Raw genomic sequence first — 13,839 nt, 5'->3', positions numbered from 1 at the left:
CCGAACCTTGGTGGCGAGAGACAAACTCAAGCGGCCGAGGGCGTCAGCGATGGACCGCTTCTCGCGGTTACCGCCTCCAGCTATCGACGAATGTCACACCCGCAATCCGTTTTGGCAATCAGGTCCTACGGTGATTCTGGACCTGTCCCGTCGCGGGTCCGACAGGGCGCTTTCCGAGACGATTGGGGTTTGTCTGAGGGCCTTTGTCTGACAGGGCCCCATCCCCCTTCAAGCCACCTGCGCATCTGGCTGTTCCCCAATTTGCAGGAACTCAGAGCCTGGTTTCGGCCAGTCCGACCTGCGCCCGCTTTCAGGGGTTGGGCCTGTTCCAGTTCGCGAGCGGTTCGAATTGATTAGTTTTGTCAATAAGTTGAAGGATGTTTGCCGCGCCTGCCTGTCTCGGTGCGGAACAGGCAATCCGCACCCCTCGGATTGCCGTTGGCACCCCTGAATCCGGTTTGAGGGATGGCCGTAATATCCGATATTTTTGAATTCGTATGCTGAAGTCGCAATTGCCTATTGAAACGCGAAGGCTCCGAGTGGATACTCAAGGCCAATAACGACATAATCCGGGGAGCAAACACATGAAGAGCCGCCTCAGCCGCCGCGCCGTTCTGGCCGGCGCAGTCTCGACCCTGACCGTTGCCGCAACCGTTCGCGCCCCAGCCCAGGGCATTCAGGAACGGACCATCCGCTGGGGCCACCTGAACAATCCGGGCCATCCGACCAGCCTTGGCGTGCGCAAGGTCGCCGAGGTGCTGCTGGCCAAGAGCGGCGGCAAGCTCCGGATCCGCGAATTCCCAGCCTCCCAGCTCGGCAACGAGATGCAGCAGCAATCGGCGCTGCGCGGTGGCACGCAGGAAATGTTCTCGGCCTCCACCACGTCGCTGGCGACGGTCGTCAAGGATTTCGGCCTGCTCGATTTCCCGTTCATTGTCGGATCCTCGGCCCAAGCCGAAGCCCTGATCACGGGCCCGTTCGGCAAGGCCATGCTGGAGACCCTGCCGGAGAAGGACCTGATCGGCCTTGGCTATTGGGGACTTGGCTTCCGCAATGTCACCAACAGCCGCACGGCCATCACCAAGCTGGAAGAGTTTGCTGGCCTGAAGCTGCGCGTCATTCCCAATCCGGTCTATCTCGACACGTTCCGGGCACTCGGCGCCAATCCCGTTCCGATGAATTTCGGTGAGGTCTATACCGCGCTCGAGACCAAGACGATCGACGGGCAGGAGAACCCCTATTCGGTGATCCTGTCGAACAAGTTCTTCGAGGTGCAGAAGTTCCTGTCGGCGACCAATCACACCTACACCCAGAATATCATCACCATCGGCAAGAAATTCTGGGACCAGCTGTCGGCGGACGAGCGCAAGCTGATCCAGGACTCGGTCAACGAGAGCCGCGACTATCAGCGCGAGGTGACGCTGAAGGCCGATACCGAGTCCCTGGGCGAGCTGAAGGCCAAGGGGATGCAGTTCAACGAGATCGCACCTGCCGAAATGGCCCGCATCCGCACGGCCACCCGGCCGGTGGCGGCCAAGTTCTCCGCTGACCTCGATCAGGCCAAGGTGCGCCTGTTCAACGCCGAGCTCGAGCGCGTCCAGAAGCTCTGAATCCGACCTGGCCGGTCGCCCGGTTTCCGGGCGCCGGCCGGCGGACTGTTACCGCCGCGCGCCCCCCGAAGGCAGGACCGACCGATGGGACGGATCATCGATCTCTATTGCGAGGGCCTCAAGGCCCTGATCGCGCTCTTCCTCGTCGTGATGGTGGTGCTCGTCTTCGGCAATGTCGTGCTGCGCTATGGGTTCAATTCCGGGATCACCATCTCGGAGGAACTGTCGCGCTGGCTGTTTGTCTGGATGATCTTCCTCGGCGCCGTGGTGGCGCTGCGCCAGCACGCCCATCTCGGCGTCGACACGCTGGTCAGGGCGTTGCCGGCCTGGGGCAAGCGCGCGTGCTTCGTGACGAGCTATGGGCTCATGCTCTATGCCGACAGCCTGCTGTTTCTCGGCAGCTGGAAGCAGATGCTGATCACCGCGGGCGACCGGGCGCCAGCGACGAATCTCTCGGTCGGTCTGTTCTATCTCGCCGGCGTCGTCTTCGGCCTCTCGGCAGGCGTCGTGCTCCTCTATGATCTCTGGCGCGTAATCACCGGCCGGGCCAGCGAGGACGAGATGGTGGCGGTGGCGGAATCCGAGGAATTGCTCGGCGACGTCACCTCGGTGCGGAAGTGATCATGGCGAGCATCCTCTACAGCGCCTCCGGCAGGCTCGCATGACGATCGCGGTCTTCACCTTCTCGCTCATCGGTGCCATGGCGATCGGCATGCCCGTCGCCTTCGCGCTGATCATCTGCGGCGTTGCCCTGATGCACCAGATGGGCATCTCGGATTCGCAGATCATTGCGCAGAACATCCTGAATGGCGCCGACAGCTTTCCTTTGATGGCGGTGCCGTTCTTCATCCTCGCCGGCGAGGTGATGAACACCGGCGGCCTGTCACGGCGCATCGTCAATGTGGCACTCGTCTTCATCGGCCATGTCCGAGGCGGGCTCGGCTATGTCGCGATCCTGGCCGCCTGCATCCTCTCGGCGCTGTCGGGCTCGGCGGTGGCGGATGCCGCGGCATTGTCGGCCCTGCTGATCCCGATGATGACGAAGGCCGGCCACGACAAGGCGCGCTCCGGCGGCCTGATCGCGGCGGCCGGCGTCATCGGGCCGGTGATCCCGCCGAGCATCGGCTTCGTCATCTTCGGCGTGGTCGGCGGCGTCTCGATCACCAAACTGTTCCTCGCTGGCATCGTGCCGGGACTGATGATCGGCATGGCGCTCGCCATTGCCTGGTGGTGGGTGGCGCGCGGCGAGGACATCGTGCCGCCGCCGAAGCAGAGCTGGGCCGCAGCCTGGAGGGCAGTTGTCGACGGCGCGTGGGCGCTCGTTCTTCCGCTGATCATCATCTTCGGCTTGAAATTCGGCGTGTTCACGCCGACCGAGGCCGCGGTGGTCGCCGCCGTCTATTCGCTGTTTGTTGCCACCTGCATCTACCGCGAGCTGAAACTGTCCGAGCTCTATGGGGTTCTGGTCAGCGCGGCGCTGACCACCAGTGTGGTCATGTTCCTGGTGGCGGCGGCTCTGGTCTCGTCCTGGCTCATCACCGTGTCGGAGATCGCCAACCAGGTTGTCGACTTCCTGCAGCCCTTCATGGGCAACAAGATCCTGCTCATGGCGGCGATCATGGTGCTGGTCGTGATCGTCGGGACCGCGCTCGACATGACGCCGACCATTCTGATCCTCACCCCCATCCTGATGCCGATCGTCAAGGCGGCCGGCATCGATCCCGTCTATTTCGGCGTCCTGTTCATCATCAACAATTCCATCGGCCTCATCACGCCGCCGGTCGGCGTGGTGCTGAACGTGGTGGCGGGCGTTGCGCGCATTCCCATGGGGGCCCTCATTCGCGCCTCCTGGCCCTTCATGGTGGCCGAGCTGATCGTGCTCGCCCTGATGGTGCTGTTTCCCGCGCTGGTCATGGTGCCGGCCCGCTGGTTCGGGGTCTGACCCTTTCCGCAGTCGGCTGACCGCCGACACGATCACCGCGCCATTTCACGGGAGCAGGGCATGCGACTGACCATTCTCAACGGGCCGAACCTCAACCTGCTCGGCGAGCGCGAGCCCCACATCTATGGCACGACGACGCTTGCCGATGTCGAGGCGGATTGCCGGGCCTGTGCCACCCGCCTGGGCGCCAGCCTGGTGTTCGAGCAGTCGAACCACGAGGGCGTGCTCGTCGACATGATCCAGGCCGCGCGCAAGAATGCCGACGCGCTGATCATCAATCCTGCCGGCTATTCCTTCACGTCGGTTGCGATGTTCGACGCCCTGAAAGTGTTCAAGGGGCCGATCATCGAGGTCCATATCTCGAACATCCATGCCCGCGACGAGATGCATCGCCATTCCAAGCTGTCGGCCGCGATGACGACGGTCATCTGCGGCGCCGGTCCCTATGGCTATATCCTGGCCATGCAGGCGGCAGCCCACGCCCTCGGGCGCAAGCCCTGAGAGCTCTCTGGTGGGCCGCGGCGAGGGAGACGGTGGCATGACCGACGTGCGGTGCGTCGTCGACGCACAGAATCTGCTGGGTGAAACGCCGCTCTGGTGTCCGCGGACACGCTCCGTCTGGTGGCTCGACATCGAACAGCCGAAGCTCCAGGCCTTTCATCCCGAAACCGGGGACTATCGCGTTTTCCCGTTCGAGACCGATTTCCTCGGCTCGCTGGCGCTGCGCCAGTCGGGCGGCCTCATCCTGGCGCTGAATCTGGCGCTCCATGCCTTCGATCCCGAGACCGGCAGGCTGGATCATCTGTGCGATGTCGAAACCGGTGCACAAAACCGGCTGAACGACGGCCGCTGCGACGCGCAGGGCCGGTTCTGGGTCGGAACCATGGATGTCGGCCTCAGCGAACCGCGCGGCGCGCTCTACAGCGTGGCCGCCGACCACAGCGTGAGGCGGCACGCCCAGGATATCATTGTCTCCAACACGATCGCGGTCTCCCCCGATCAGCGCACGCTCTATGTCTCGGATACGCGCCGGTTCGTCACCTGGGCCTACGATCTGGATTCCGCCTCGGGCACGCTGTCCCGGCGGCGGGTCTTCGTCGACTTTTCGGCGACGCGCGACCGGCCGGACGGCGCCTGTATCGATGCCGAGGGCCATGTCTGGATCGCCATGTTCTCCGGCAGCCGTATCGCGCGCTATCGCCCAGACGGGACGCTCGACCAGGTGATCTGCCTGCCGGTCACCAATCCCACCTGCCTGTGCTTCGGCGGCGACGATCTCGCAACGCTCTACATCTCGACGGCGCGCAAGTTCCTCAGCGCCGAGCAACTCGCGGCGGAACCGCTCGCCGGCGCGCTTCTGGCCATCGAGCCGGGCGTGCGTGGGCTGCCGGAGCCGATGTTCGCCGGTTAGGGCTGCGTCAGCGCCCGGGGCAGGGTGACCGGCGGCAGACTGCGCTTCTGGGCGGCGATGCGGAAGGGCGCATTGGCGGCGCCATAGCCCTTGTAACCACGGCGCTCGACGATCTCGAAGAAGAAGCCGTCATCGCCGGCCCGGCTGTAGAGCTGGAAGAACTCGCCGGAGTCGTCGCGGTCATAGAGCAGGGAGGCCTCGGCCAGCCGGCGGACCAGATCGGGCGGCAGCGCGAAGCGGGCCGCGAGATCGTCGTAATAGTTCGGCGAGACGGCCAGCGGCTTGAAACCGTTGGCGGCCAGCGCTGAGGCTGTCCGGAAAATGTCGCTCGACGACAGGGCAATGTGCTGGATGCCCGCGCCGAACAATTCGGTCAGGAAGTGCCCGGCAAGCGTGCGGCGGTTCTCTGCGCCGTTCAGGGTGAGCCGCAAACCGCCGCGCTCGTTCTCGATCACCTGGCTGCGCACCAGGCCGCCGGGATCGACCACGTCGACCATGGGCAGTTTCTTCACCGCGAAGAGCGACGTGTAGAACAGGAGCGAGGTCAGCAATTCGTCGATGAACATGGTCTGGGCGACGTGGTCGATCCGCTCCAGACCGCCATCCGCACGCCTGTCGCTATCCTCGACATTGACGAATTCATGCTCCCAGAGCTGCACCAGATCGGCTGAGCGGTCGACGAAATAGATCACGCTGCCGCCAATGCCGCGAATGGCGGGCATGCGGATGTCGCCAGGATTGGGCTCCTGGTCGAACGGCGTCGCGCCCAGCGCGACCGCGCGCTCCAACGTCGCCTTGGCGTCATCGACCTGCAGACCGATCGCATAGGCCGAGGCGCCGCGCGCGACGAAGGAGGAATGCGCCATGCCCTGGCGCTCGGTATTGACCACGATGTTGATCTGGCCCTGGCGGTAGAGATCGACCGATTTCGAGCGATGGCGACCGGACTTGCGGAAGCCGAGCGCATGCAGCGCTTCGCCCAGCGCCGCGGCGCGCGTCTCGTCGGCCGCGAACTCGACAAATTCCACGCCATGGACCAGGGCGCGGTCGGGCATGGGGGCGGCTGGAACCGCGACACCGGGCAGATCGCGCCGGACCTGATCCATCAGCTGGACCAGGGAGCGCTTGCCATCATGGGCCACCACCTGGGCCGAGCCGCCACGGAACTGGTCGTTGAAGATCTCCAGCGAGAAATAGCCGTCATAGCCCGTGGCGCAGACCGCCTGCACGAAGGCGCCGACCTGCAGGTCGCCTTCGCCGGGCATGTTGCGCAGATGGCGGCTCCAGTGCAGCAGATCCATATGGATCAGCGGCGCATCGGCCAGCTGGATAATGAAGATCTTGTCCTTCGGGATCGCCCGGATCGTCTGGGGATCGATGCCCTTGGCGAGCGTGTGGAAACTGTCCAGCACCAGTCCGATGGAGGGGTGATCGGCGCGCCGCACGATCTCCCAGGCGTCGCGATGGTCGCTGACGTGGCGCCCCCAGCAGAGCGCCTCATAGCCGACCTTCAGGCCCCGCCTGGCGGCGCGCTCGCCGAGTTCATGGAAATCCGCTGCGGCCCGGTCAATGCCGCCAAGGGCCAGGGGCGAGATGCTCGAACAGACCAGCATCAGATCGGTGTCGAGTTCCTGCATCAGGTCGAACTTGCGCTCCGCCCGGTCGAAGGCGGCCTGGCGCTGGGGCTCGGGGAGCGTCTCGAAATCGCGGAACGGCTGGAACACCGTCAGCCTCAGACCGTGATCGGCGATCATGCGGCGCACGGTGGCTGCATCGCCATCAAAGGTCAGGAAGTCCTGTTCGAACAATTCCAGTCCGTCGAAGCCGGCCGCGGCAATGGCGGCGATCTTTTCCGGCAGGGTTCCGCTGATGGAGACGGTTGCAATCGAGGTCTTCATCACGAGGCCTGCGAGAGTTCGGCGGTGTCGGCTGCCCGGGCGAGTTCGGCACGCAGTGCCTCGGCATCGATCTGTTCGCCGGTGAAGATCGCGAAGGCATCGATGCCCTGGAACAGGAACAGCTCGAAGCCGCTCATGATGGCGAGGCCAGAGGCGCGGGCCTCGATGAGAAAGGCCGTTTCCTCTGGCGTATAGACAGCGTCGAAGGCCCAGTGGCGTCCGGCAAGCGCCGATGTCGGCACCGCGTTGCCGCCGACCCCGTCCATGCCCAGAGGGGTGGCGTTGACGAGGCCGTCAGCGCCTTCGGATGCCGACTGCATGTCGGGTGCGATCACGATCCGCATCGTGTCGGAAAGGGGTTTTAGCGCCTGCGCCAGTCCCTGCGCCTTGTCGCTGTCGGGATCGCAGAGGCGCAATTCACTGGCGCCAAGCGAGGCCAGCGCAAAGGCGATGGCCTTGCCGACGCCGCCGGTGCCGGCCATGGCCACGATGCCAGGCTGGGCCCCGGGGAAGCGCGTGCGGAACCCCCGCGCAAAGCCGGTGGAATCGGTATTGGCGCCGGTAGGCAGCCCCTCGCCGAAGACGACGGTGTTGCAGGCGCCGAGCTGCTGGAGAGCCGGCGGCAACGTGCCCAGGCGCCGCACGACGGTTTCCTTGTAGGGATAGGTGACATTCACGCCGCGATAGCCGGTGTCGCGGCAGTGGTCGAAGACCTGGTCGAAGCTCTGGCCGCGTTCGGGTGGGATCAGGCGGTCATAGGTCACGTTCAGGCCGCAGAGCTGGCCCGCGAGCCGGTGCAGGTCGGGCGACCGGGAGCGGGCAATCTTGTCGCCGATCAGACCGAGACGGACATCCCGCATGGGCGTGCTCCATACGCCGCGTGCGGCGCCACAAGCATCCGTTATATCGGCTTTTATCGGATATTCAAGAAAACAACCTAGGCGCCGCCGATGGCGCCTGTGGCCAGGGCATGGTCGACACCGCCGGCAATATGGCGCTCGAGCAGCGCGCAACCGGCATCGGCATCGCGGGCCAGGGCGGCCTCCTTCATGGCGAGATGTTCGGCTGCCGCGATGGCTCCACGATAGCTCAGTGCGATCATCTGGTAGCGCAGGTAGCGCTCAAACACGGCGGCATGGGCGTGAAGCAGCACCTGCGATCCGCAGGCGGAGACCAGCGCCTGATGGAACTGCCAGTCAAAGCGCTTCCACAGATCGGTATTGGTCCGGTCGCCTGCGGCCATCCGCGCTTCCATCTGGGAGAGCTTGTGATGGGCGCCGATGACGCGCGCCTCCCATTCGACATCGCCATGGGCGAAGGACTGGCGCAGCGCGTGGCATTCGAGCAATTGGCGCAACGCCGCGATTTCGCGGAGGTTCGCTGCCGAGATTGGCATGACCTCGAAACCGCGCTGGCCTTCGGCCAGGACCAGCTTCTCGGAGACCAGACGGTTGAGGATCTCCCGCAAGGTGCTGACGCTTGCCGCATAATCTCGTCGGAGATTGTCCAGCTTGAGCTTCTGGCCGGGAGGAAGGTGGCCGGTGATGATGTCGACGCGGATGCGCCGATAGGCATTCTCGCCGGCGGTTTCGAAAATGTCCTGGCTCATGGCGGCAGCCGCTCAGGACAGGGCGCGGCGGGCGATGATCGCCTCGACGCAATCCCGGATATGGGTCGCCAGGATCTGGCGGGCGCGGTCGGTCTTGCGATCCATCGCACAGGCCAGCAGCTCCGCATGTTCGAGTGCTGCCGGCTTGCCACGGAAAATTCCGACAACCATCTGATATCGCAGATATTTGTCGTAGATGTCGCTATGGATTTCCATGAGCTCGGTCGAGCCGCAGGCCGAGATCAGGCTGTGGTGGAATTCATAGTCATAGTGCTTCCATTCGGATGGATCGACTGTGGTGCCGCCGATCAGCGCTCGCTCGATGCGGGAGAGCTTGTGATGGGCGGCAACAACGCGCCCCTCCCACTCGAGATCGCCATGCGCGAATGACAGCTCGATCGCGTGCTGTTCGAGGAACAGCCGCATCTCCGCGATCTCCGCCAGGTTGGAGATCGAGACCTGCGCAACCTCGAAGCCTTTCTGGCCTTCCGCCGAGACCAGACCTTCCGACGCCAAGCGGCTGAGAAGCTCCCGCAGCGTCGAGATGCTGGTGCCAAACTCGCCCCGCAGGTGATCGAGCTTGAGCTTCTGACCGGGGGCGAGGGCGCCGAACACGATCGCGGACCTGATCCGACGATAGGTCGATTCTCCGACTGATGGTTTGACCAGGCTTGGTGCGGCAACGAGCGTATTCATCCGATGAAACTGACATTGTACGGTATCCGCCCGCAATGCCCATCCGCGACAAATCAAGAGGGTTGAGCTCCGGGGAGCGTCAGTCGAATGCTCGGTCCTGTTCAGAGGGCAGGGCAGTTCACATGGCGAAGGCGAAAAGGGGGCAGCTGTTTCTGCCCGACCGCGATGCGGGTTCAAATGCACAAGAGCGATGGGAAGCGGTTCTGGCGGAACTGTTTTTCAGTGATCTTCGCCGCGATCGACAAGCGAGTTGGGCGCTGGCCCATCCACCGCGCGAAGAAGCCTCACCAACCGTCCGACGAAGTGAATGAGCCATGCTGAGGTTCCGGCGAATGCGCGTTTTGCAGAAATTCGCCGCTCATCACGGCTCGATCCACAACCACTTCAACCAGGAACGCATACACTAGGAGACAGACATTCAAGGACGGACGCATCGCTGCTCTTGCCGAGTGGCGTCAATTCGGCGCTGCCGGAGCCGTGCCTGGGCAGGGGCCTTTTCTGCGACCATTTTGGTCTGTCGAACAGCACAGTCGCGGATGGTCGGATTGGTGCGATGGAATCGCTCGCCAGGCACTGAGTTGCATGGATCGATGGGCGGCTCGATCTGCGTGGGTGCGGTCCAGATGATCGATGATCTCCGCTGCACACAGTGATGGACCGTCGTAGCGAGCGTAGATCGCCTCCGCATTAGAACGCAAAGGCATGCTGCGCATCGTCACGGATGCCAGCGACGCCCGCGCGCGCCGTCTCACAATCACGGATGCGGGTATCAAGGCCTGGAAAACCCGCGACGCCGGCGACTTCGCCGCGATCGGCACGTGGTTGTCGGGGCTTTCGAGCACCGAACAACGCGCATTGCGGGGACTTCTCGCGAGTCTTGCCGAGACTATTGCTTAGTTGGCTCTGTCATATGGCAAATCAGCTTGCTGCTGATGGCAAAGGTGGCCAGCCGGACCGGATGGGTATCACCCGCATTGTCCGCTCTCGCAAGCCGTCGCCACAGGCCATCTGCCGGCGGTGATGATGCATGTCCGCCCCAGTTGTCCACGCGCAACCTTGGGGCAACCGGGGTTCAAGTCGCTCCGCAGGAGGGGTGACACTGGCCGTTGCGGTACGCTTCAGTTCGGTTCCACACCAGCGCCGCGAAGGGCCACCCGATAGGCTTCCAATTGTTCCGTTATCATGCGTCGTAGGTCCGCGGCGGTCGATGCTTCGCCGAAGAACTGCTGCGCCTGGAGCGATTGTACGACTTCTGGGTCGCGTATCGCGGCCTGGACGACTTCGTTGAGCCGGCGGACGATGTCGGCCGGCATCCCTGCTGGACCGACGATCCCGGCCCAGAGAGTGATCGAAAAGCCCGGCAAGCCGGCCTCATGCACGGTCGGCACGTCCGGGAAGGCGGTGCTGCGCTGGGCGAGAGTCGTGACAAGCGCGCGTAGCTTGCCTTCCTTGGCGAAGGAGCCGGCTGTGGTCGGGGTGGCGAACATCAGCGGGATGCGGCCTGACACGACGTCGATGATGGCTGCCGGTTCGCCCCGATAGGGCACGTGGGTGAGCGAGAGCCGGCCAGCGAGTGTCAGGAGCTGGAGCATCGCAACCTGGCCACCGGTATTGCCTGTGGCATAGGTGAGCTTGCCAGGGTTGGCCCGAGCGAAAATGATGAGCTCCTGTAGTGATCGGATGGGAACATCCGCATTCACCCAAAGAAACGACGAATAGCGCCCGACCAGCGAAATCGGCGTGAAGTCTGTCGTCGGATCATATCCCGGCTCTCGCTTCATCGCCGGGACGGCGGACATCGGGCTGTTGGTTGCGAAGAACAGGGTGTAGCCGTCAGGTTCGGCGCGAGCGACCGCCTGTGCGGCGATGGCGCCATCGGCGCCCGCCCTGTTCTCGATCACGATCGGCTGCCTCAGTGAACGCTCCATGCTGCGCGCAAGGACCCGAGCGACGGAATCGGTCGCCGATCCCGCAGGAAGCGGCAGGACAAGCTTGATGGGGCGATCTGGATATTGCGCGCTCGCGGGCGTGGCGATGAGGACTGCCGCGGCGCACAGGCTGGCAAGCACATGTTTGATCATCGGTGATCCTCTGGGGCAAAGGTGGGCCAGGTGCGCATCGACGCCGGAGTTGGCGCCGCAGGACCGTCAGTTCATGACGGTTCCGGTGCTGCGAACGACCGGCGCCCATTTGGCGATTTCGCTCGAGATGAACCTGCCGGTGGCTTCCGGCGACCAGTCGGTGGCCGGCTCGAAGTTGAGCTCGACGAGCTTCTTCTGGAACTCGGGGGCCTTCATCAGCACGTCGAAAGCCCCTCGAAGGGGTCTCATCACGCTGTCGGGCAGGCCGGCAGGCCCGAGAAGAAGGCCCGATGTGCTGGCCACGAGGCCGGGCAAGCCGGCTTCGACGCCGGTCGGGATATCCGGCGCCAGCGGCGACCGCTTCTCGCCGGTCATGACGATGACCCTGAGCAGCTTCTGTTGGTGATAGGGCAGGGTGCTGCTGAAAGTATCAGCCAGAATGGGGACGTGGCCCGAGATCACATCCTGCAATGCGGGCGCACCGCCCCGATAGGGAATATGGACCGACTCGAGCTTGCCGGCGAGGTCCTTGAAGAGTTCGAAGGTGAGGTGGGCGATGCCGCCATTTCCTGCCGAAGCATAGGAATACTTGCCGGGGTCGGCCTTGAGCATCGCGATCAGGTCTTTCAAGGTCTCGACCCGAACGCTTGGGTGGACGCAGATCGACATGGGCTGGGTGCCGACAGAGGCGATCGGCGTGAAATCCTTGACCGCGTCGTAGGCCGGCCTGCCCATGGAAGTCGGGTTGATCGCATGCGTGCCGGTTGTGCCCATGAGAAGGGTGTAACCGTCCGCGGGCGAGCGCGCGGCTTCCACGCAGCCAAGCACTCCCGCGGCACCGCCCTTGTTCTCGACAAAGACGGACGAGCCGAAATGGGCACCGAGATGCTGGGCGACGAGCCGGCCGACGACATCTGTCGACCCTCCGGCGGCAAAGGGCACAATGAGCCGGATCGGCCGGTTCGGATACTGCGTCTGGCCGGACACCGTCCGCGCCCCGCCAGTGACACCCAGGACGGTCCCCCATTGGAGGAGCCGCCGACGCGTCGTGGCAAACCGTGATTGCTGTGTCATGTCTGCTTCCTCCCATCGGAATTGGTTTGAGGGGGCGGCTCGTTGCATGGCCGCGCCTTCTCAGATGATGTTGGCGCTTGCGAGTTCCTCTATGTCCTTGGCCGGCAGCCACCCCTGGAGGGCTGCTTCGGCCGATGCGGAGCCGAGGTCTGCCGGCGCCGTGGGGCTGCCTGGCTGACTGTGGCTGAAGCGCGGAGCGGGGGCTGGTTGATGCACGCCGGCGACGTCGACGAACGTGCCACGCGCCTTCATGTGCGGGTGGTCGACGGCCTCGTCCCACGACAGGATCGGCGCGAAGCAGGCGTCCGATCCTTCCAGCAGGGCGCACCATTCGTCTCTGGTGCGAGAGGCGAACCGGGCGGCGAGGATAGCGCGTGCCTTCGGCCAGTTGGCGGAATCCATCTGCGGGCCAACCGTTGCCGGGTCGATCTCCAGGCGTTGGAGCAGTTCCTCGTAGAAGCGCTTCTCGATCGCTCCGACAGAGACCCACTTGCCATCCGAGCACTGGTAAACCTGATAGAAATGCGAGCCTGAATCGACCGAATTGGCTCCGCGCTCTGGCTTCCACATGCCGGCCGCCATGAAGCCGAAAAACATGGTCTGGAGGGACGCGGCGCCATCGACCATGGCGGCGTCGACGACCTGCCCCTGTCCGGTACCGCGTGCGTGGATGATTGCCGCAAGCAGTCCCATGGCGAGATAGAGCGCGCCGCCACCGAAATCGCCGACGAGGTTGAGCGGAATGGCCGGCGCGCCGCCGGTCGGCCCGATGGCCGCCAATGCGCCGGTCAGAGCGATGTAGTTGACGTCGTGCCCCGCTGCCTGGGCCAGCGGACCATCCTGTCCCCAGCCGGTCATGCGGCCATAGGCGAGGCGTGGATTGAGTTTCAGGCAGGCCTCCGGTCCGAGGCCGAGCCGCTCCATGACGCGGGGACGGAAGCCTTCGATCAGGGCATCCGCCTGCCCGATGAGCCTGAGGGTCAGGTCTCGGTCTGCCGGCGACTTGAGATCGAGCGCAATCGCGCCTCGGCTGCGCAACAGGAGGTCGAGATGCCGAGGACGCTTGAGGCCCAGGTCTGCGTCCCCCTTGCGATCGATCCGCAGCACTGTCGCGCCGAGGTCAGCCAGCAGCATCGCGCACATGGGGGCCGGGCCGAGCGCCCCGATCTCCACGATGCGGATGCCCGCCAGAGGGCCCTTGCGCGGCGGAAGAGCAGGTGCGTCAGCGCGTCGGTCTGTCATGCCGCCGCCCCAACCCAGCAAGGACGATGCGGACGGTCGGTTACGACCGCCATTGATCGCGCGGGATCCGGCCCCCGCGCCGGGCGCAGATTCCGCGTGCCACTGGTGCCTGGCCAGAACCGACAGTGCGGTGCGTGAGAGGGCTTCTCAGGCCGTTCGGCGTGCATGCGCGACAACCCCGGATGGCAGGTGATTGAATGAACATTCGCTCAATCAAATCTCCTGATCAAGACAAAAAGATTCACAAGCCATTGACAGTGTGTGGAAGGGAGCAGC

General features: G+C 64.4%; 14 protein-coding genes. 7 read left to right on the top strand and 7 right to left on the bottom strand.

All coding sequences use genetic code 11. The features are described 5' to 3' along the window. Nucleotides 1-584: 584 nt before the first annotated feature. The 5 genes from E8L99_RS20225 to E8L99_RS20205 all read left to right on the top strand — a co-directional run bounded on the left by E8L99_RS20225 (nt 585) and on the right by E8L99_RS20205 (nt 4,963). Nucleotides 585-1,610 carry a TRAP transporter substrate-binding protein gene (locus tag E8L99_RS20225; protein WP_137101243.1) on the top strand — a complete coding sequence of 342 codons (1,026 nt, stop codon included), beginning with the start codon at nt 585-587 and terminating at the stop codon, nt 1,608-1,610. A gap of 84 nt (nt 1,611-1,694) precedes the next feature. Beyond that, complete coding sequence (locus E8L99_RS20220) at nt 1,695-2,231, top strand: TRAP transporter small permease (RefSeq protein WP_137101242.1); 537 nt, start codon at nt 1,695-1,697, stop codon at nt 2,229-2,231. 40 nt (nt 2,232-2,271) lie between these two features. Next, nucleotides 2,272-3,552, top strand: a complete 1,281-nt coding sequence (locus E8L99_RS20215) for a TRAP transporter large permease (RefSeq protein ID WP_137101241.1) — start codon at nt 2,272-2,274, stop codon at nt 3,550-3,552. 60 nt (nt 3,553-3,612) lie between these two features. After that, the gene (locus E8L99_RS20210; protein ID WP_137101240.1) at nt 3,613-4,053 is read left to right on the top strand and encodes a type II 3-dehydroquinate dehydratase; all 441 of its coding nucleotides are present in this window, start codon (nt 3,613-3,615) and stop codon (nt 4,051-4,053) included. A gap of 37 nt (nt 4,054-4,090) precedes the next feature. Next, a complete protein-coding gene (locus tag E8L99_RS20205; protein WP_137101239.1) occupies nt 4,091-4,963 on the top strand; it encodes an SMP-30/gluconolactonase/LRE family protein in 873 nt (290 codons plus the stop codon). Here E8L99_RS20205 and E8L99_RS20200 read toward each other — a convergent pair. The 4 genes from E8L99_RS20200 to E8L99_RS20185 all read right to left on the bottom strand — a co-directional run bounded on the left by E8L99_RS20200 (nt 4,960) and on the right by E8L99_RS20185 (nt 9,166). Continuing rightward, complete coding sequence (locus E8L99_RS20200; RefSeq protein WP_137101238.1) at nt 4,960-6,861, bottom strand: bifunctional sugar phosphate isomerase/epimerase/4-hydroxyphenylpyruvate dioxygenase family protein; 1,902 nt, start codon at nt 6,859-6,861, stop codon at nt 4,960-4,962. The genes E8L99_RS20205 and E8L99_RS20200 overlap by 4 nt on opposite strands. Then, on the bottom strand, nt 6,861-7,721 hold the full coding sequence (locus E8L99_RS20195; protein WP_137101237.1) for a shikimate dehydrogenase family protein: 861 nt from the start codon (nt 7,719-7,721) through the stop codon (nt 6,861-6,863). The genes E8L99_RS20200 and E8L99_RS20195 overlap by 1 nt, the downstream gene beginning before the upstream one ends. Before the next feature lie 77 nt (nt 7,722-7,798). After that, a complete protein-coding gene (locus E8L99_RS20190; RefSeq protein ID WP_137101236.1) occupies nt 7,799-8,470 on the bottom strand; it encodes a GntR family transcriptional regulator in 672 nt (223 codons plus the stop codon). Between the two features lie 12 nt (nt 8,471-8,482). Next, a complete protein-coding gene (locus E8L99_RS20185) occupies nt 8,483-9,166 on the bottom strand; it encodes a GntR family transcriptional regulator (protein WP_137101235.1) in 684 nt (227 codons plus the stop codon). A gap of 122 nt (nt 9,167-9,288) precedes the next feature. Between E8L99_RS20185 and E8L99_RS20180 the strand changes: the two genes are divergently transcribed. Then, nucleotides 9,289-9,477, top strand: a complete 189-nt coding sequence (locus E8L99_RS20180; protein WP_137101234.1) for a hypothetical protein — start codon at nt 9,289-9,291, stop codon at nt 9,475-9,477. 391 nt (nt 9,478-9,868) lie between these two features. Continuing rightward, nucleotides 9,869-10,063, top strand: coding sequence for a hypothetical protein (locus tag E8L99_RS20175; protein ID WP_137101233.1), 195 nt, complete (start codon nt 9,869-9,871; stop codon nt 10,061-10,063). Nucleotides 10,064-10,284: 221 nt separating this feature from the next. On the opposite strand, the gene E8L99_RS20170 is transcribed toward E8L99_RS20175, so the two are convergent. The 3 genes from E8L99_RS20170 to E8L99_RS20160 form a co-directional block, all read right to left on the bottom strand. Next, entirely contained in the window at nt 10,285-11,247 is a 963-nt protein-coding gene (locus E8L99_RS20170) for a Bug family tripartite tricarboxylate transporter substrate binding protein (protein WP_137101232.1), read from the bottom strand. Between the two features lie 66 nt (nt 11,248-11,313). Continuing rightward, the gene (locus E8L99_RS20165; protein WP_137101231.1) at nt 11,314-12,369 is read right to left on the bottom strand and encodes a Bug family tripartite tricarboxylate transporter substrate binding protein; all 1,056 of its coding nucleotides are present in this window, start codon (nt 12,367-12,369) and stop codon (nt 11,314-11,316) included. 12 nt (nt 12,370-12,381) lie between these two features. Next, complete coding sequence (locus E8L99_RS20160; RefSeq protein ID WP_137101230.1) at nt 12,382-13,563, bottom strand: CaiB/BaiF CoA transferase family protein; 1,182 nt, start codon at nt 13,561-13,563, stop codon at nt 12,382-12,384. Nucleotides 13,564-13,839 lie beyond the last annotated feature (276 nt).

The sequence above is a fragment of the Phreatobacter aquaticus genome, assembly GCF_005160265.1.
Taxonomy (GTDB): Bacteria; Pseudomonadota; Alphaproteobacteria; order Rhizobiales; family Phreatobacteraceae; genus Phreatobacter; species Phreatobacter aquaticus.
This window is presented reverse-complemented; position numbering and strand designations above follow the sequence as displayed.

Coding starts and splice junctions, on each gene's coding strand:
- E8L99_RS20225 (WP_137101243.1), top strand. CDS start 585: ATGAAGAGCCGCCTCAGCCGCCGCGCCGTTCTGGCCGGCGCAGTCTCG.
- E8L99_RS20220 (WP_137101242.1), top strand. CDS start 1,695: ATGGGACGGATCATCGATCTCTATTGCGAGGGCCTCAAGGCCCTGATC.
- E8L99_RS20215 (WP_137101241.1), top strand. CDS start 2,272: ATGACGATCGCGGTCTTCACCTTCTCGCTCATCGGTGCCATGGCGATC.
- E8L99_RS20210 (WP_137101240.1), top strand. CDS start 3,613: ATGCGACTGACCATTCTCAACGGGCCGAACCTCAACCTGCTCGGCGAG.
- E8L99_RS20205 (WP_137101239.1), top strand. CDS start 4,091: ATGACCGACGTGCGGTGCGTCGTCGACGCACAGAATCTGCTGGGTGAA.
- E8L99_RS20200 (WP_137101238.1), bottom strand. CDS start 6,861: ATGAAGACCTCGATTGCAACCGTCTCCATCAGCGGAACCCTGCCGGAA.
- E8L99_RS20195 (WP_137101237.1), bottom strand. CDS start 7,721: ATGCGGGATGTCCGTCTCGGTCTGATCGGCGACAAGATTGCCCGCTCC.
- E8L99_RS20190 (WP_137101236.1), bottom strand. CDS start 8,470: ATGAGCCAGGACATTTTCGAAACCGCCGGCGAGAATGCCTATCGGCGC.
- E8L99_RS20185 (WP_137101235.1), bottom strand. CDS start 9,166: ATGAATACGCTCGTTGCCGCACCAAGCCTGGTCAAACCATCAGTCGGA.
- E8L99_RS20180 (WP_137101234.1), top strand. CDS start 9,289: ATGGCGAAGGCGAAAAGGGGGCAGCTGTTTCTGCCCGACCGCGATGCG.
- E8L99_RS20175 (WP_137101233.1), top strand. CDS start 9,869: ATGCTGCGCATCGTCACGGATGCCAGCGACGCCCGCGCGCGCCGTCTC.
- E8L99_RS20170 (WP_137101232.1), bottom strand. CDS start 11,247: ATGATCAAACATGTGCTTGCCAGCCTGTGCGCCGCGGCAGTCCTCATC.
- E8L99_RS20165 (WP_137101231.1), bottom strand. CDS start 12,369: ATGCAACGAGCCGCCCCCTCAAACCAATTCCGATGGGAGGAAGCAGAC.
- E8L99_RS20160 (WP_137101230.1), bottom strand. CDS start 13,563: ATGACAGACCGACGCGCTGACGCACCTGCTCTTCCGCCGCGCAAGGGC.